Annotated in this window: 18 protein-coding genes; 9 read left to right on the top strand and 9 right to left on the bottom strand. The window is 60.1% G+C overall.

The window, feature by feature from the left end:
- Positions 1-48: 48 nt before the first annotated feature.
- Positions 49-747, bottom strand: a complete 699-nt coding sequence (locus U5G49_RS34860) for a WbqC family protein (protein ID WP_018246935.1) — start codon at positions 745-747, stop codon at positions 49-51.
- Between the two features lies 1 nt (position 748).
- Positions 749-1,891 carry a DegT/DnrJ/EryC1/StrS family aminotransferase gene (locus U5G49_RS34855; RefSeq protein ID WP_115157928.1) on the bottom strand — a complete coding sequence of 381 codons (1,143 nt, stop codon included), beginning with the start codon at positions 1,889-1,891 and terminating at the stop codon, positions 749-751.
- Between the two features lie 15 nt (positions 1,892-1,906).
- Between U5G49_RS34855 and U5G49_RS34850 the strand changes: the two genes are divergently transcribed.
- Positions 1,907-2,260 carry a hypothetical protein gene (locus U5G49_RS34850; RefSeq protein WP_162804586.1) on the top strand — a complete coding sequence of 118 codons (354 nt, stop codon included), beginning with the start codon at positions 1,907-1,909 and terminating at the stop codon, positions 2,258-2,260.
- 220 nt (positions 2,261-2,480) lie between these two features.
- Here U5G49_RS34850 and U5G49_RS34845 read toward each other — a convergent pair whose 3' ends face one another.
- Both U5G49_RS34845 and U5G49_RS34840 read right to left on the bottom strand, forming a co-directional pair.
- The gene (locus U5G49_RS34845; protein ID WP_115157684.1) at positions 2,481-3,383 is read right to left on the bottom strand and encodes a proline iminopeptidase-family hydrolase; all 903 of its coding nucleotides are present in this window, start codon (positions 3,381-3,383) and stop codon (positions 2,481-2,483) included.
- 63 nt (positions 3,384-3,446) lie between these two features.
- Entirely contained in the window at positions 3,447-4,259 is an 813-nt protein-coding gene (locus U5G49_RS34840) for a helix-turn-helix transcriptional regulator (RefSeq protein WP_018246939.1), read from the bottom strand.
- Between the two features lie 129 nt (positions 4,260-4,388).
- Here U5G49_RS34840 and U5G49_RS34835 point away from each other — a divergent pair, with 129 nt between their 5' ends.
- Genes U5G49_RS34835 through U5G49_RS34815 form a run of 5 tightly spaced genes read left to right on the top strand, consistent with a single transcriptional unit; the run spans position 4,389 to position 10,357 of the window.
- Positions 4,389-5,279 (top strand): proline iminopeptidase-family hydrolase, encoded by an 891-nt coding sequence (locus tag U5G49_RS34835; RefSeq protein WP_018449004.1) that lies wholly within the window; start codon positions 4,389-4,391, stop codon positions 5,277-5,279.
- Positions 5,280-5,330: 51 nt separating this feature from the next.
- Entirely contained in the window at positions 5,331-6,269 is a 939-nt protein-coding gene (locus U5G49_RS34830) for an ABC transporter permease (protein WP_018246941.1), read from the top strand.
- A complete protein-coding gene (locus tag U5G49_RS34825) occupies positions 6,266-7,117 on the top strand; it encodes an ABC transporter permease (RefSeq protein ID WP_018449003.1) in 852 nt (283 codons plus the stop codon). Before U5G49_RS34830 ends, U5G49_RS34825 begins: the two co-directional genes overlap by 4 nt.
- On the top strand, positions 7,114-8,823 hold the full coding sequence (locus U5G49_RS34820) for a dipeptide ABC transporter ATP-binding protein (RefSeq protein WP_193445082.1): 1,710 nt from the start codon (positions 7,114-7,116) through the stop codon (positions 8,821-8,823). The genes U5G49_RS34825 and U5G49_RS34820 overlap by 4 nt, the downstream gene beginning before the upstream one ends.
- Before the next feature lie 19 nt (positions 8,824-8,842).
- The gene (locus U5G49_RS34815; RefSeq protein ID WP_193445083.1) at positions 8,843-10,357 is read left to right on the top strand and encodes an ABC transporter substrate-binding protein; all 1,515 of its coding nucleotides are present in this window, start codon (positions 8,843-8,845) and stop codon (positions 10,355-10,357) included.
- 82 nt (positions 10,358-10,439) lie between these two features.
- Here the strand turns inward: U5G49_RS34815 and yghU are convergent, their stop codons facing one another.
- Complete coding sequence (yghU, locus tag U5G49_RS34810) at positions 10,440-11,315, bottom strand: glutathione-dependent disulfide-bond oxidoreductase (RefSeq protein WP_193445084.1); 876 nt, start codon at positions 11,313-11,315, stop codon at positions 10,440-10,442.
- Between the two features lie 192 nt (positions 11,316-11,507).
- A complete protein-coding gene (locus U5G49_RS34805) occupies positions 11,508-12,410 on the bottom strand; it encodes an NAD(P)-dependent oxidoreductase (RefSeq protein WP_193445085.1) in 903 nt (300 codons plus the stop codon).
- Between the two features lie 160 nt (positions 12,411-12,570).
- Here U5G49_RS34805 and U5G49_RS34800 point away from each other — a divergent pair, with 160 nt between their 5' ends.
- The 3 genes from U5G49_RS34800 (at position 12,571) to U5G49_RS34790 (ending at position 14,399) form a co-directional block, all read left to right on the top strand.
- Positions 12,571-13,038: a universal stress protein gene (locus tag U5G49_RS34800; protein WP_193445086.1), complete on the top strand. Its 468-nt coding sequence runs from the start codon at positions 12,571-12,573 to the stop codon at positions 13,036-13,038.
- 120 nt (positions 13,039-13,158) lie between these two features.
- Positions 13,159-14,073 carry a DnaJ C-terminal domain-containing protein gene (locus tag U5G49_RS34795; protein ID WP_018448997.1) on the top strand — a complete coding sequence of 305 codons (915 nt, stop codon included), beginning with the start codon at positions 13,159-13,161 and terminating at the stop codon, positions 14,071-14,073.
- 2 nt (positions 14,074-14,075) lie between these two features.
- Positions 14,076-14,399, top strand: coding sequence for a chaperone modulator CbpM (locus U5G49_RS34790; protein ID WP_018246950.1), 324 nt, complete (start codon positions 14,076-14,078; stop codon positions 14,397-14,399).
- 13 nt (positions 14,400-14,412) lie between these two features.
- Here U5G49_RS34790 and U5G49_RS34785 read toward each other — a convergent pair whose 3' ends face one another.
- Genes U5G49_RS34785 through U5G49_RS34775 form a run of 3 tightly spaced genes read right to left on the bottom strand, consistent with a single transcriptional unit; the run spans position 14,413 to position 16,585 of the window.
- Positions 14,413-15,342, bottom strand: coding sequence for a phosphatidate cytidylyltransferase (locus U5G49_RS34785; protein ID WP_193445087.1), 930 nt, complete (start codon positions 15,340-15,342; stop codon positions 14,413-14,415).
- A complete protein-coding gene (locus U5G49_RS34780; RefSeq protein WP_193445088.1) occupies positions 15,339-15,959 on the bottom strand; it encodes a lysophospholipid acyltransferase family protein in 621 nt (206 codons plus the stop codon). Before U5G49_RS34780 ends, U5G49_RS34785 begins: the two co-directional genes overlap by 4 nt.
- The gene (locus tag U5G49_RS34775) at positions 15,956-16,585 is read right to left on the bottom strand and encodes a CDP-alcohol phosphatidyltransferase family protein (protein ID WP_193445089.1); all 630 of its coding nucleotides are present in this window, start codon (positions 16,583-16,585) and stop codon (positions 15,956-15,958) included. Before U5G49_RS34775 ends, U5G49_RS34780 begins: the two co-directional genes overlap by 4 nt.
- Positions 16,586-16,602 lie beyond the last annotated feature (17 nt).

Raw genomic sequence — 16,602 nt, 5'->3', positions numbered from 1 at the left:
TGGATTTCTTGATGGAGTCCGGACTGCCGAGTGCGGCAGCGACTACGGTTAAATAAGCTCATATTCGTTGAGTATCTTCGCCTGGATGCTCTCGGCGGAGTTGAACATGATCACGTCGATGATCGATAACCAAGGCAGGAATTCCGCTCCAAACTGGGGATATTCTAAAGGCTTCGATTTGATGAATTTCAGGTCGATGTCACGCGCATTGAACGTTTCGCGCGAATAGAGATCCACTCCCCCGATTGCGTTTATATATACGCTTGCACCGGCCTCTTCACAAAGAGCCAAAACCTTTGTCTCTGCCTTAAGACCGTGATCTATTTTCATTTTGGACGAGACGATGAATTCTGTCTTGATGCCGAGATAATCGCAAATTTTCGTGATTGAATTGAATATATAGGAATAGAGGTTGCTGTCTTGGAAGCGGATTGCCTGTTCTATCACTGGAAAAGCATTTGAAAAAAATGGTGCACGTCGATAGGCGCCTTGAATTTGATTAACTAGCTTATTGCGGTCGAACTCTGTCGACAGTGTGCGGTCGCATATATCTAGGCTGTCCGACGCGGCCTTAATCGGCAGAGAAAATGTATAATCTTCACCATTCCGCAGTATGCGGTTTCGATTAATCCAACCCTTTTTTGTATATTTTATGTTGTCGTAGACAACAAATTTATCGACCGCGTGGATCAGCTGAAAGTAACCAATATAGGGGAAGAAATATGGCTGCATGATAGCCAGTTTCATCTCATATATCCCTACTAGCGGTGAAAGCACCTGTGCTCAATGAAGCAATGAGCGCGCAGACCTTGTCGACAATCTCCATCTCCATGTCCGGATAGATGGGAAGGCAGAGCACCTGTTGTGCGGCCTCGGTTGCGACCGGCAGATTCGAGGGCTGCGAGGAAGGCAGGCTGCGGTACATCGAGAAGCTTGAAATCAGCGGATAGAAATAGCGGCGCGGATGAATGCTGTTTTCCTTCAGCCGTTCATAGAGCCCATCGCGTGAAATGGGATAGTCAGGGCGTACGAGGATCGGGAAATAAGAGAAGTTGGAGACGGTCTCGCCGGAACGGTCCAGGCATTCTATGCCGGCCACGCCGCGGAGCCGCTCACGGTATGCACCGTCGATCAAACCACGCCTTTCGAGCGCGAGCTTGATGTATTTCAGCTGCAACAGGCCGAGCGCAGCGTTGAACTCGCTCATCTTGCCGTTCGTGCCTGGCGCCACCACGGTCACTTCGTCGACGTAACCGAAGTTCTTCAGCTGGTCGATGCGGGTCTTCGTCTTGACATCCGGGCAGATGATGGCCCCGCCTTCGAATGTGTTGAAAACCTTCGTCGCATGGAAGCTCAGGATGGAAAGGTCGCCGTGATTGAGAATGCTTCCCCGCTCGTCTTCCACGCCGAAGGAATGGGCGGCGTCATAGATGACCTTCAGATTGTAGAGATCGGCGATCTTCTGGATAGCATCGACGTCGCAAGGGTGGCCGTAGCAATGCACTGGCATGATCGCCGTCGTCTGCTGGGTGATCGCCGCCTCGATCTTCGCTGGATCGACATTGAGCGTCACCGGATCGATGTCGACGAAGACGGGCTTTAAGCCGTTCCAGAGAAGCGAATGCGAAGTGGCCACGAAGGAATAAGGCGTGGTGATGACTTCGCCCGTGACGCGGAGCGCCTGAAGCGCCGTCAGCAGCGCGACCGTGGCGTTGGAAAAAAGGCTGATGTGCTTCACGCCGAGATGGTTGCAGAGCTCCTGCTCCAGCTGCTGGTGGAATGGCCCGCCATTGGTCAGGACGCGATTGTTCCAGATTGCTTCCAGCGACGGAATGAATTCTTCGAGCGGCGGCAGGCTGGGCTTCGTTACATAGATCTTTTCGTTTTTCATGACGCCGTCGAGGAGTTGGGCATTATCGCGCAATGGGCCTGGTACGAACATCACGGCTTAACCTGTTCCCAGGCTGACCAGAACATGATGCCGAAAAGTGTGAGCGGTTTTCGGACGACATCATACTCTAATTATATGCAGCACGATTGCCTCCACGGGATCGCGGCCGAGGTCGATCGCAGCCCGATGGAAAAGATCCTTGCTGATCTTCCGCCGCAGGATCATGCATTCGTGGTCGTCCTCCCAGACGCCATCAAGGCCGGCCGGCACCACGTCGATATCGCCATGCTTCTGCAGTCGGCGATGCTCCCGCCCGTCACAGCGGCATTGCGCCCGCACCAGCCGGCCGAATTGAATCCGAGGCGATGATAGGGCGTGCCTGAAATATGCGTGCGGCCGCGCGGAATGCGCAGAAGCTCGCCTCCAGACCGCGCCAGGTACGGCCCCTGCTCGTTGCGAGAATGTTCGCGCTTTCTGTTTGCGGATGATCGTTCATCGGTCCGTTCCATTCACTCTTGAATGGGAAGGAGACTATCGCAAGCGCCACTGCCGCAGCAAGAAACGGTGTAGCCGGCGCGGGCGAGTTTTCTCAATCGTGCCGCGACAGGAAACCGGAAACGGTCGCCAGGCAAAGCTGCTTTTCCTCGACATGCGGCATGTGGCTGGAATTTTCGAAGAGCACCCATTCGCAGCCCGGAACGCGTTCGAGATAGGGCCTTACCACCAGGGGCGTCGCCTCGTCGTATTTTCCCGAAATCAGCAACGTCGGGGCCTCGATTCGGTCGAGCCTGTTCTCGATCGTCCAGTCCTTCATCGTGCCGATGACGTGAAATTCGGTCGGGCCGTTCATGTTGCGGTAGACGGTGTTGTCTTCGTCCATGATCGCAAAGGTCCGCGCCACTTCAGGCGGCCACGGCACCACCCTGCAGACATGGCGGTCATAGAAGACGCGCGAGGCGGCGATATATTCCGGATCGGTGAGGCTTCCCGCCAGTTCATGCTTCAGCAGCGTGTCCTGCACCTCTTTCGGCAGTTCCTGCCTCAGCCGGTTCGCCTCCGAAACCCAGGTGTGCATGTTGGCCGGCGAGTTGGCGATGACAAGCGCCTTCAGGCCTTGTGGCCGGCGCACCGCATGTTCGGCACCGAGCATGCCTCCCCAGGACTGACCGAGGAAGGCATAACGATGCTGAATGCCGAGATGGGAAAGCAGCGCGTCCAACTCTTCGAGAAACAGACCGACCGTCCAGAAATCCGGGCCCTTTTCCGGAAGTCGGGTGGAGTTGCCATTGCCGAGCTGGTCGTAATGGATGACCGGACGGCCGTCGAGGGTGGCGATATCCTTGAAGGAATCGACATAATCATGGGTGCAGCCGGGCCCGCCGTGGGCGACCACGAGAGGTAGCTTGCCGCTCTCCAGCGAACCGGTGACGCGATACCAGGTGTGATAGTCGCGAAAGGGCAGATAGGCTTCTTTGGTCGTGACTTCGCCCACTGGCGTCTCCATCTCTTAGCAATGAGAAAAAGCATAACGCGGCGACGACGGTGAAGGCAGCTATCACAAGTTATAGGGTGGCCAATTATGGGTCGGCCGGTCTTCGAGCAGGCGGTAATGGGTGGCGCGAACCACGGCCTGGGTGCGGTTGCGAGCCCCGAGTTTCTTTGTCGCGGCGTTCAGATGCATCACGACGGTCGGTACGGAACGGTCGATGATGCGGGAAATTTCCTTGGCGGAGTAACCTTCCGCCGAATGGCGCAGGCATTCACGTTCCCGCTCGGTCAGGCGGATCGTGCCGACGCTCTTCGCCCGCGTGTCGAAAAGCGAATAGGCGGTCTCATGGAAAACATGGGCAAGCAGGTTAAAGTCGGCGATATAGCGCAGTGCGTGCCGTTCGAAATCTTTGTTCCGGCCGAAGCGGATACCGGTGACGGTCGCATAGTCGCCGCGTGGCATGTGAACCGGAACGGTGACGCCGGTCGACATATCGCGTTCGCTTAAATAACGCGTCACCGGCGCGGTGTCGTCGTTCATGAAACGGTTGATCAGCGTGTCGGCGTCCGGGTCGTAGTTCCAGAAGAAGGGTGCGGAAGTGCGCAGCGCCACCTGCTGCACCGGATCGATACGGAAATAGCCGCGATTGAACCAGTAGTCGTGCATGTCGTCGGAGATATTCCGCAGCTTCAGCAGCGATGGTATCATGATCGCGCCGTCGAGATCGTAAGGCACCGGCGTATAGTCGTAGATCAGCGCCTCGAAGCCGATCTGCTTCATCGCCTCGAAGGCCTGGTCGATCCGGCCGTCTAGCGTCTCATGCGCTGTGAACTGCCGTCTGATCGTTCCAATGTCGTCAAGAATGGGGTCGTCAAGCATGGGCGGCTCCCGGGTTCGGCATTTCGGCCCACCCTATCACTTCTTATAGCTGGCACAGAATGCGGTTTAAGGTAAAAATTTAGCCGTGCCCAAATATTGAGCAAGCGAAATCTTCTGCCGGAGCGATCAATGTGGCGTGAAATACGGCCAGACGAGCGATTCGAGATCGATGTGGATGGCTATCGCGTCGTTGCCTATAGTTTCGGGACCGGCAGCGAGACAGTTTTCTGCCTGAACGGCGGGCCGGGTCTGCCCTGCGATTACCTGCGCGAGGCACATTCCTGTCTCACCGACAAGGGCTATCGTGTCGTCGCCTTCGACCAACTCGGCACCGGCGCTTCCGACCGGCCGGACGATCTCTCGCTCTGGACGATCGGCCGTTATGTCGAGGAGACCGAGACGGTACGTAAAGCGCTGGGGCTCGGCAAGATCCATATGCTCGGCCATTCCTGGGGCGGCTGGCTGGCGATCGATTACGCTCTGACCTATCCCGAGAACCTCAAGACACTGATCCTCGAAGATACCGTCGCCGACATGCCGCATCTGATCTTGGAACTGGAACGGCTGCGCGCAGCGCTCGGCCCCGAAACGGTCTCGATGATGCAGAAGCACGAGGCGCAGGGCACCTACAATCATCCGGAATATCTCGCTGCCGTCACCATCCTCAACTATCGCCATGTCTGCCGTCTGCCGGAATGGCCGGCGCCGGTGCGCCGCTCGCTCGACGATTGGAACATGGCGCCCTACGAGACGATGCAGGGGCCGAACGAGTTTCTCTATATCGGCAACCTCAAGGACTGGAACCGCATCCCCGATCTGCCGCGGCTGACGCTGCCGGTGCTCATCACGACGGGAGAGCATGACGAGCTGACGCCGGCCTGTGCGCTCAGGATGAAGCTTGCGCTGCCGAATGCCGAGCTCAAGGTATTTGCCAATGCCAGCCATATGCCGTTCTATGAGAACCCGCAGGATTATTATCCGGCGCTTCTCGATTTTCTCGACCGGCACGAGGCAGGCTGATGCAAGAGGGAGCGGACCGAACCCGACGAAGACAAGGGGGCGATCGCCGTCATGCATCGCTATAAATTCGTTCTGACGCGACCGCTGCAGTTCCTGCCCGTCATCTTCGGTATCAGCGTCATCACTTTCATTCTGGTCCGGCTAATCCCCGGCGATCCGGCGCGCAATATCCTCGGGACGCGCGCGACGCCGGCAGCGCTGGCCAGCATTCGCGCCCAGTACGGCCTCGACCAGCCGATGTGGCTGCAATATGTCTATTTCCTCAAGAACCTCGCCAACGGCGAGATGGGCAAGTCGATCCTCTACAAGATCGACGTGCTGAAGCTGATCGTCACCCGTATCGAGCCGACACTCGCGCTCGTCGTCTCTAGCGTCGTGCTTTCGGTCCTGATCGCGGTGCCGATGGCCGCAATCGCCGCACGTAATGCCGGCCGGGCGCCGGATCATGCGGTGCGCATCGTCTCGACCTTCGGCATCGGTTTCCCCCCCTTCTGGCTGGGGCTGATGCTGATCATCCTCTTCAGCGTCGAACTCGGTGTGCTGCCGGTCTCGGGCTATGGTGCGACGATCGGCGAAAAGCTGTCGCATCTCGTGCTGCCGAGCCTGACGGTGGCGCTGTCGCTTTCGACCGTGCTGACGCGCAGCCTGAGGGCGGCGATGATCGACCAGCTGAAATCGGATGTTGCGACGGCGGCGCGCGCCCGCGGCATGCCCGAAGGTATCGTCTTCTGGCGGCATGTACTGCCGAATTCGCTGGTGCCGACGATCAACCTGCTCGCCGTCAACATCGGCTGGCTGATCGGCGGTACGGTGGTGGTCGAAAGCGTCTTTGCGCTGCCCGGCATGGGGCAGTTGCTGGTCCGGGCGATATTCTCGCGTGACTACATGGTGGTCCAGGGCGTCGCCATGGTCTTTGCCTGCGCCACCGTGCTTATCAACTTCATCGCAGACATCGTCACCGTCGCAGTCGATCCGAGGGTGAAGCTATGAGCATCGAGGCGAGTGCCCCCGCATCTCTCGGCTGGCGCCGGTTCTTCGGCCGGCGGCTGATGCTTGCCGTCGGTGCCGGCTTGCTGCTGTTCTTCGTCCTGCTGGCGATCGGTGCGCCCATCATCGCGCCCTACGACCCGATCATGCAGAATGCCGAGGTGCGCCTGCAGGCGCCTTCACTGTTGCACCCCTTCGGCACTGACAATTTCGGCCGCGATATTCTCTCCCGCGTTATCTGGGGCGCGCGCCTCGACCTGCAGATGGCGCTGATCGGCGTCATCTTCCCCTTCGTGATCGGCACAACAGTTGGCACGATCGCCGGCTTTTTCGGTGGGATCGTCGATGCGCTGTTCATGCGCCTCGTCGATATCATCCTCGCCTTCCCCTTCCTCGTGCTGATGCTGTCGATCATCGCGATCCTCGGCCCAGGCCTCGGCAGTTTCTATATCGCCATGGCGCTGGTCGGCTGGGTCTCCTATGCGCGGCTGATCCGGGCGCAGATGCTGGTGCTGAAGGGCAGCGACTATGCCGTTGCTGCCGTCAGCCTCGGCTTTAGCCGCCCACGCATCATGTTCCGCCACCTGCTACCGAACGCGATCGCCGGCTCGATTGTCTTTTCGATGTCGGATGCGACGCTGGTGCTGCTCAGCGGCGCTGCTGTCAGCTATCTCGGCCTCGGCGTCCAGCCGCCGATCGCCGAATGGGGTGTCATGGTCGCGGAAGGACAGAGCTTCATCACGACCGCATGGTGGATCACGCTGTTTCCCGGCCTCTCCATCGTTTGCCTCGCCTTCGGTTTCAGCATGCTGGGCGACGCGCTCGGCGAACTGCTGGGGGTGCACGAATGAGCGGCTCCGTGCTGTCCGTCCGTGATCTCACAGTCAGGGCGCATGTCGATTCCGGCCCGCGCACGCTGCTCGATGCGGTCTCGCTCGACCTCGGCAAGGGCGAGATCCTTGGTCTCGTCGGTGAGAGCGGCTCGGGCAAGAGCCTGTTCTGCCGTTCCCTGGTGCGCCTGCTGCCCTCCTCGCTGCTGAAGATCGAAAGCGGTAGCGTGCTGCTCGAAGGGCGCGACCTCATGCGGGTCGACGATGGCGAGATGCTGAAAGTGCGCGGCGGCGAGATCGGCATGATCTTCCAGAACCCGACCAGCCATCTCGACCCGGTGATGCGGATCGGCGATCAGATCGCCGAGGGCATCCGCTATCACCAGGGCCTCAACACCCGGGAGGCTCGCGTCGCGGCGACGGAAATCCTGGCGCAAGTCGGCTTCCCCGATCCGAAGCGCCAGTATGATAGCTATCCGCACGAATTTTCCGGCGGCATGCGGCAGCGGGCGATGATCGGCGTGGCGCTGTCCTGCAATCCGAAGATCCTGATCGCCGACGAGCCGACCACGGCGCTCGACGTGACCATTCAGGCGCAGATCCTGCGGCTGTTGATTGACATTCGCGACCGGCGCGGCCTGTCGATCATTCTGATCACCCACGATCTCGGTATTGTCGCCCAGACCTGCGACCGTATTGCCGTGCTGCGCGGCGGCAAACTGCTCGAAGAGGGGCCGAAGCGGACGATCCTGGCGCGACCGCAGCATCCCTATACGATCAACCTGATCAACAGCCACCCTTCCCTGCCGAGCGCGATATCAGCGCCGTTACCCGAGCTTGCCGGAGCCAGCAACCCGGCGAGGCCGTTGCTCGAAATCGACGATCTCCATGTACGATTCAGAGCGGGCGGCGCCCTGCTCAGGGGGGGTGCCAAGACAGTCAGCGCCGTTGCCGGCGTCAGCCTGCAGATCATGCTGGGCGAGACGGTCGGCATCGTCGGCGAATCCGGCAGCGGCAAGAGCACGCTTGCCCGTGCCGTGCTCGGCCTCACCCCGCTTTCCTCGGGTCACGTCACTTTCGACGGTATCGATCTGGCGCTGCAGAAAAGCGCGGGCCTCGCAAAGCTCAGGCGCGAGACGGCGATGGTCTTCCAGGACCCCTACAATGCGCTCAATCCGCGGCTGACGATCGGGCAGATGCTGGCCGAGGTACTGAAGGTGCAGGGCAAGGTCGCCAGGGCCGATATCCCGGCGCGGATCGGCGAACTGCTCGATCTCGTCGGCCTCGAACGTGAATTCGCCGGCCGCAAACCGCGCAGCATGAGCGGCGGCCAGTGCCAGCGCGCCGGCATCGCCCGAGCCCTCGCCGTCGATCCGAAGATGATCATCGCCGACGAATGCGTGGCCGCCCTCGACGTCACCATCCAGGCGCAGATCATCGAGCTCTTCCGCGAGCTCACGGCGAAGATGAATCTCACGCTGATCTTCATCGCCCATGATCTCGCAATCGTGCGCAATCTCTGCGAACGGGTCGTCGTGATGTATCGCGGCGAGATCGTCGAGGAAGGTCGCTCCGAAGAGGTCTTCGCGCGGCCGAAACATCCCTATACGGCGGCGCTGATTGCCGCCATTCCTGACATCGATCCTGACAAACGGCTGCTTCAAGACGCCGACGGCAAGGACGATCCGCATTCGATGCCGATCCAACCCATCAAACGCATGCCATAACAACGAAGGGAACGAACTCATGACAAACAGGTGGAAATCAATCGGGCTTGCAGCCTTGTTCGCCGGCCTGACGCTCAGTGCAAGCTATGCGGAGGCCGCCGGTGTACTCACCATCGGCCGCCGCGAGGATTCGACGACATTCGATCCGATCAAGACCGCGCAGAACATCGACAACTGGGTGTTCTCCAACGTCTACGACGTGCTGATCCGCGTCGACAAGACAGGCACGAAACTGGAGCCGGGCCTTGCCGAAAGCTGGACCACCTCGGATGACGGGCTGACCTATACGTTCAAGATTCGCGACGCGAAATTTTCCGACGGTACGCCGCTGACGGCGGAAGACGCAGCCTACAGCCTGCTGCGCATCCGCGATGACGCGGCCTCGCTCTGGAGCGATTCCTACAAGGTGATCGACACGGCGGTCGCAACCGACGCCCATACGCTGACGATCAAGCTCAAGAACCCGTCCGCACCGTTCCTTTCGACGCTGGCGCTGCCGAATGCCTCCGTCATCTCCAAGAAGGGCATGGAATCGCTTGGTCCCGATGCCTATGGCGAAAAGCCGATCGCATCCGGCGCCTTCGTGGTCGAGGAATGGCGGCGCGGCGACCGCGTCATTCTCAAGAAGAACCCGAATTTCTGGCAGGCAGACCGGGTGAAGCTCGACGGCGTCGAGTGGATCTCGGTGCCTGACGACAATACCCGCATGCTGAACGTCCAGGCTGGTGAGCTGGATACGGCGATCTTCGTGCCCTTTTCCCGCGTCGAGGAGTTGAAGAAGGACCCGAACCTCAACGTCGATATCGACGCTTCGACCCGCGAAGATCATCTGCTGATCAACCATGCGCATGGCGCGCTCGGCAAAAAGGAAGTCCGCCAGGCGCTGGATCTTGCGATCGACAAGAAGGCGATCGTCGACACCGTCACCTTCGGCCAGGGCACGGTTGCCAACTCCTACATTCCCAAGGGCGCCCTCTATTATTATGCCGACAATCTGCAGCGGCCTTATGATCCCGCAAAGGCAAAGGAGCTGCTGGCGGCTGCCGGCGCCTCGGACCTGACGCTGAGTTATCTGGTCCGCGCCGGCGACGAAGTCGACGAACAGACGGCTGTGCTCGTCCAGCAGCAGTTGCAGAAGGCCGGTATCACCGCCAATCTGCAGAAGGTCGACCCAAGCCAGGAATGGGACATGATCGTTGCCGGCGACTACGACGTCTCGGTCAACTACTGGACCAACGACATTCTCGATCCGGACCAGAAGACCACCTTCGTCCTCGGCCACGATTCCAACAACAACTACTCGACCAATTACAAGAGCGAGGCGGTGAAGGAACTGGTTGCCAAGGCGCGTCTCGAGCTCGATCCGAAGAAGCGCGAACAGATGTATGTCGATCTGCAGAAGATGGCCAAGGACGACGTCAACTGGATCGACCTCTATTACAGCCCCTATATCAACGTCTCACGCAAGAATATCGAGAACTTCTACCAGAACCCGCTCGGCCGGTTCTTCCTGGAAGATACGGTCAAGAACTGAGTTCTGACAGCATGCAGATGCTCCGCCGCTCCAGGCGGCGGAGCATCATTTGGTGCTGCGACACATGGCTGGGGCCGCTTGCTTACTCGGCGGCAGCGAGCTTGTCCTGCGTCCTGGTGTCGAAGTCGCTGGCGTCGTGGCGCTCGTGCAATTGGCTCGAGGGCTCGCCGGAGAGGCGGTTGACCATCCGGCCGCGTTGCACGGCCGGCCGGCTGTGGATGGTGTCGGCCCAGCGCAGCACGTTCGTATAGTCCTCGACCTGCAGAAACTCGGCTGCACCGTAGGTCCAGCCTTTCACCAACCCACCATACCAGGGCCAGACGGCAATATCGGCGATCGTATAATCGCTGCCTGCCAGATACTCGCTTTCGGCAAGGCGACGATCGAGCACGTCGAGCTGACGCTTCACCTCCATGGCAAATCGGTCGATCGCATATTCGATCTTCGTCGGCGCATAGGCGTAGAAATGGCCGAAGCCGCCGCCGAGATAGGGGGCGCTACCCATCTGCCAGAACAGCCATGACAGGCATTCGGCGCGGGCGGCCGGTTCAGTCGGCAGGAAGGCGCCAAACTTTTCAGCGAGATAGGTCAGGATGGCGCCGGATTCGAAGACACGGATCGGCTTTGGCCCGCTGCGGTCCATCAGCGCCGGTATCTTGGAATTGGGATTGACCGCGACGAAGCCGCTGCCGAACTGGTCGCCATCGCCGATCTTGATCAGCCAGGCGTCATATTCGGCACCGCTATGGCCAAGCGCCAGCAACTCCTCGAGCATGATAGTGACTTTCTGGCCGTTCGGGGTGCCGAGCGAATAGAGCTGCAGCGGATGGCGGCCGACCGGAAGCTCCTTGTCATGCGTCGGCCCTGATATCGGGCGGTTGATACTGGCGAATTGGCCGCCATTCGCCTTGTTCCAGGTCCAGACCTTCGGGGGTGTATAATCGGGAGAACCGCTCATCTTTCAAACTCCTGGCATTGATCGGACAGAGCGCGACGCCGGTTGGGGCCGCCGCATTTTTCCTGACATAGCAGAGGCGATGAGGTTTTGTCAGAGGTGTCGGAGAAGGTTCACACAATCGTCAGAGTGTTGGAAAGCCCATGGCTCCATCTCTCATATTCGGTTGCTGCGACGATTGCTTGACCATTGCGATCAGTTTTCGGTTCCCGAGGAAGCGATGATCTCGTCCAGCTGTCCGACGAGCACGCGGCTGCCCTCCACGTCGCCAGCCATCCTGGCAAAGAGGTCCGCCATGCCGCGGAAGATGGTCCCCGCCGGATCATCGTCTCCAAGGAAATCGGCAATCTCCTGCATTTCGGCGACCCATCGATAGGCCTTCGGGTACATGTCGGGAATGGATCTCGACAGCTTGCGATCGACGTCCGGAAGGCTTTCGGAGAGTTCGGCTTTCAGGCTTTCGGCAGCACCCGAACGCGATGCGGCAAGCAGCATGGCGGTGCCGAGGCCGGTAAATCCCTTGTTGATGCCGGCATAACACATCTTCAGGGCCGAGGCGGCGCCGAGCGGTCCGTCGAGCCTGCGGATCCGCAGGCCGCAATCCTCGAGCAGCCGGCTTCGCTCCGCGGTATCGCCGCTGATATAGATGGTCGGACCTGATTTGCCGGGGACCGGCGGCCCACCGATGATCGCACCGTCAAGCACTTCGACGCCGCTGCTTTCGAAGCGTGCCGCCAACGCCTGCATCGTTTTCGGCGCAATTGCGTTAAGGTCGACGAAGGGCGGCGGGGCCGGCATCCCCGACGATATGTCCGCGACGAAGTCGGCGACCTTGATCGCCTCCGATGGCGGAACGATCGACAGGATCAGCTCGGCCTTCGTCAGCTCCTGGCGGCCGACCGGCACCATGCCGGCTGCCTTTGCCCGCGCAATCGTTTGCTCGCTCCTGCCCTCGAGGTAAGTCAGCACCGTGGCGCCGTGGTCGATCAGCCGTTTGGCGACAGCGCTTCCCATCGCACCCGATCCGATAATCGCAAAATTCGGCATATGAACCTCAATCAGTGACGACATCGGGTTAGAAATGTTGCTGATGGCCATGCCGTCAACTGCGACGATTCAGCCGGAGGTTCGTTCACAAGCAGCTGGTCGTTTCATGTGCGCTGCCGTTGCGGCACTTTTTCTTGATATTCGTCAATGCCGGGATGGTCGACACCGGTATGATCGGTGTTATCATTCGCATTCGAGGATATGGATTTCAATGTATCGAACGATCATCTGCGGCATCGGCATGGGTTCCAGGGAAACGGCAAGCCGCCTTCTGCGCCGGGCTGCTGCGCTGGTGGATGAAGGCGGAAGCCTCGTCGTCATGCACGTCATCGAGAGTATCCCCCACCGTCACCTGACTGAGCTTCCCGAAGAATTCGAAACGACCGCGATCGTCGACGCCGAAAAGAAACTTGCATCGCTTTGTAAAGAGATGGGAGTTCCGGCAACGATCGAGGTTCGTATCGGCGTTGCCGCCTCCATGCTCGTCTCCGGCGCAAGGCAGAAATCGGCCGATCTCATCCTGCTTTCATCCCATGTGACGGATATCACCGACTACGTCTTCTCCTCGATCGTCGACAAGGTCGTGCGCCACGCCGGGTGCTCGGTACTCATCGACCGGCGACCCGATCCCGCGCATGAAGGCTCGGCGCCTCAAGTGGAAGACGCGGCGTTGTTTTAGTTCCGCTGCGGATTGATGAAGTCGATCAGAGCGACCGGCCTCCCCTCCCCGGCGGCGGCCCGACAACCTATATCATCCCCAAGCCAACCAGCAGTATTCGCTGCCTGACCGGAGATATGCATGAGCCAGGATCCATATGAGCTTCTGGGCGTAAAGCGGGATGCGACGCAAAAGGATATTCAAAGCGCGTTCCGCAAGCTCGCCAAGAAACTTCACCCCGACCTCAACCCCGGCGACAAAAAGGCCGAGGAACGGTTCAAGGAAATTTCAACCGCCTACGAGATCTTGAGCGACGAGGAAAAACGCGGACGCTTCGATCGCGGCGAGATCGATATAACAGGCGCCGAGCGGGCGCAGCGCAATTATTACCGCGACTATGCTTCAAAGAGCGGCCCTGGCGATCCCTATCACAACAGTGCCGGCTTTGCCGATTTCGGCGATGCCGACGATATCTTTGCCAACTTCTTTTCGCGCCGGGCGGGAGGCGGCCAGAACCATGGTCGTGGCCGGGACCGCCAGTTCTCCATGGAGGTCGATTTTCTCGAGGCCGCCAACGGCACCAGGACGGAAGTCAAGCTGCCGAATGGTCCGGCGCTTGACGTGCAGATCCCGCCGGGGACGCGCGACGGCCAGACCTTGCGGCTGCGCGGCAAGGGCGAGCCTGGCATCGGAGGCGGACCGGCGGGCGATGCCCTGATCGAAATCCGTGTCCGCCCGCACCGTTTCTTCACGCGAGACGGTGACGATATCCGCCTGGAACTGCCGATCTCCCTCAGCGAGGCCGTGCTCGGTGGCAAGGTTCGTGTGCCGACGCCGTCCGGAGCAGTCAATCTGACGCTGCCGCCTCATTCGAACAGCGGCAAGGTGTTGCGTCTCAAGGGCAAGGGTGTTGCAAAACGCGGCGGCGAACATGGTGACGTCTACATTTCGCTGAAGATTGTGCTGCCCGACGCCCCGGATGAACGGCTGACGGCCTTCATGAAGGAATGGGCAACAGCAAACTCCTACGATCCGAGAAAGAACATGGAGGCTTGATCATGGATGATCTCGAATTCCGTCTTTACTTGAAAATCGACATCGTCCAGCTTGACCTCTGGGTCGAAGAGGGTTGGCTGATCCCGGAGACGTCAGGCGGCCAACGGCAATTTCGCGACGCCGATGTCGCACGCGCCCGGCTCATCCTGGACCTCATGGGAAACATGGGTGTCAACGAAGCCGGCGTCGATATCGTCATGGAGCTGGTCGACGAGTTGCACGGCCTGCGGGGAACGATGGGCAAGCTGATGACCGCCATCAGCAAGCAGGAGCGGGATGTTCAGCACCGGCTGTTCGAGAGCCTCGAGGAGATCGACCGGCTTTAGCCAAAACCAGCTTCTACGTGGTGAACCAATAGCGGACGATGTGGAAGAACAGCGGCGCTGCGAAGGTGATGGAATCCGAGCGGTCGAGCACGCCGCCATGGCCCTCGATCACATAGCCCCAGTCCTTGGCATTGAGATCGCGCTTGATGGCCGAGAGCACGAAGCCGCCGAAGAAGCCGGCGACGACGATGACCGTGCTGATCGCTGCGGCTTGCAGCGGAGAGAACGGCGTCAGCCGATAGAGCAACGTTCCCACAAGGATGGCCGAGGCGCCGCCTCCGACCAGCCCTTCGATCGTCTTCGACGGGCTGATATTCGGCGAGAAACGGTGCTTTCCGAGGAGCTTGCCCCAGACATACTGGAAGACGTCGCTGAGCTGCACGACCACGACCAGATAGACGAGAAGGAGCGCCGGCGGCGTGCCCGTCTCCAGCATGAGAAGTGCGGGAGCATGGCTGATCGAATAGACCGTCAGCATCAATCCCCATTGCACCCTGGCGCTGCGGGCGAGGAATTCGTTGACGTCACCCGTCAAGGTCGCCACCGCCGGCAGGATCAGGAAGGCATAGACCGGGATGAAGATCGCAAAGAGGCCGTACCACTCCGTTCCGAGCAGCACGTAATGCAGCGGCAAGACGACGAAGAAGGACAGGAAAAGCGCCAGATGATCGCCGCGCCGCGATGGTGTCAGGGTCCAGAATTCGCGAAGCGCCATAAAGGATAGGAATGCGAACAGGATGACGGTCGCCGTGTCGCCGAGCAGGATTGCGCCGCCGAACACTGCGACCATGATCCACCAGGAGCGGATACGGGCGTTGAGATTTTGGACGGTGGCGACGGAGCTGGGTTCGGTCGCGCGACGCTGAAGGATGAAACCGATGGCCGAGGCGACGGCAAGCAGGCCGAGGATCGCGGCCAGCACAAGGGAGAACAGGCTGGTCATGCGGTATGCCCCCCATCTGCGAGCTCAATGACCGCGGCACGGGCGCGAGCCAGGAATTCGGTCTTTTCCTCGCCCGGTTCAACGCGGAGTGGCTTGCCGAAGCGCGCCGTGCAGGTGATCGGGACGATCAGCATGCTCCCCTTCGGCAGGATGCGCTGAAGATTATCGAGATGGATCGGCACGAGATCGACATCCGGAAAACGGCAGGCGAGGCGATAGATGCCGCTGCGGAACGGGGCGACCTCATCGGTGGCGCTTCTCGTTCCCTCAGGAAAAATCAGGATCGAACGGCCTTCCTCGAGCAGGCGCTCGAGAGGTTCCAGCGGATTGCTGTCGGGCAGAGGTTTGCGGTCTATCAGGACGGCGCGCAGGCACTTCTCCGCTATGAACCGGCGAAAGGCATTGGTTCCCCAATAATCTCGTGCGGCGACCGGATGGGTCAGCCGGCGCACCGGCCACGGCAGGGCAGCCATGACGGCGACGGTATCGACATGGCTGTTGTGATTGGCGAAATAGATGCGGCCGCGGGGATCGGGCGTGCAGCCTCGCCATTCGCTTCGGGCGCCGACCAGAATACGGACGAACAGCACGAGAAGGCGACGGACGAGCGCGATCATAGTCTCTCCAGCGAACGGGCAAGCGTTATCGTGCGTGTGATGCAGGTGATGAGGCTTCCGGCCGCGATGATCGCCGACGCGAGGATCAGCGACCAATTGCTGGCGGATATCAGCGTCTCGATACTCTGGGCAACGAGGCCCGCGGTCAGTACCGCCATGCGGCGCTGTTTGGCCATGATGCCGCTGAAGTCTTGGGGAAGACCGACCGCTCCTCCGAAGACCCTGATATAGGCGGTGAGTGCAGCAAGCAGCGCAGCTAACCAGCCGAGCCAGGCAAAGCCGCAGGCATAGCCGGCCGCGACAAGAAGCAGACTGTCGGCGATCCGATCGGGAAATTCATTATAGAGCGGTCCGCTCTTGGTTTTCTTGCCGCCTTCGATCGCGACCATCCCGTCCAGCAGATTACAGACGAGCCGCAGTTGCACCGAGATCGCCGCACAGACCATCGCAATCGGATGTGATGTAAGCAGGATAAGCGCTGCGCCGATACCGGCAAATAGGATCGACAGTAGAGAAATGCCGTTCGGCGTGACGCCGGCGCGCGCCAGCCATGCGCTGGTGCCGATCGCCCAGGACGACGATCGGCTCGCGATCGGTCGCCGCGAAGCGTCCTCATCTTCCCCCATTTTCATTTTCCCCAACC

This window comes from Rhizobium indigoferae, from assembly GCF_034554815.1.
Classification (GTDB): domain Bacteria; phylum Pseudomonadota; class Alphaproteobacteria; order Rhizobiales; family Rhizobiaceae; genus Rhizobium; species Rhizobium leguminosarum.
The sequence above is the reverse complement of the archived record's forward strand: the minus strand, read 5'-3'. Positions and strand labels throughout refer to the sequence as shown.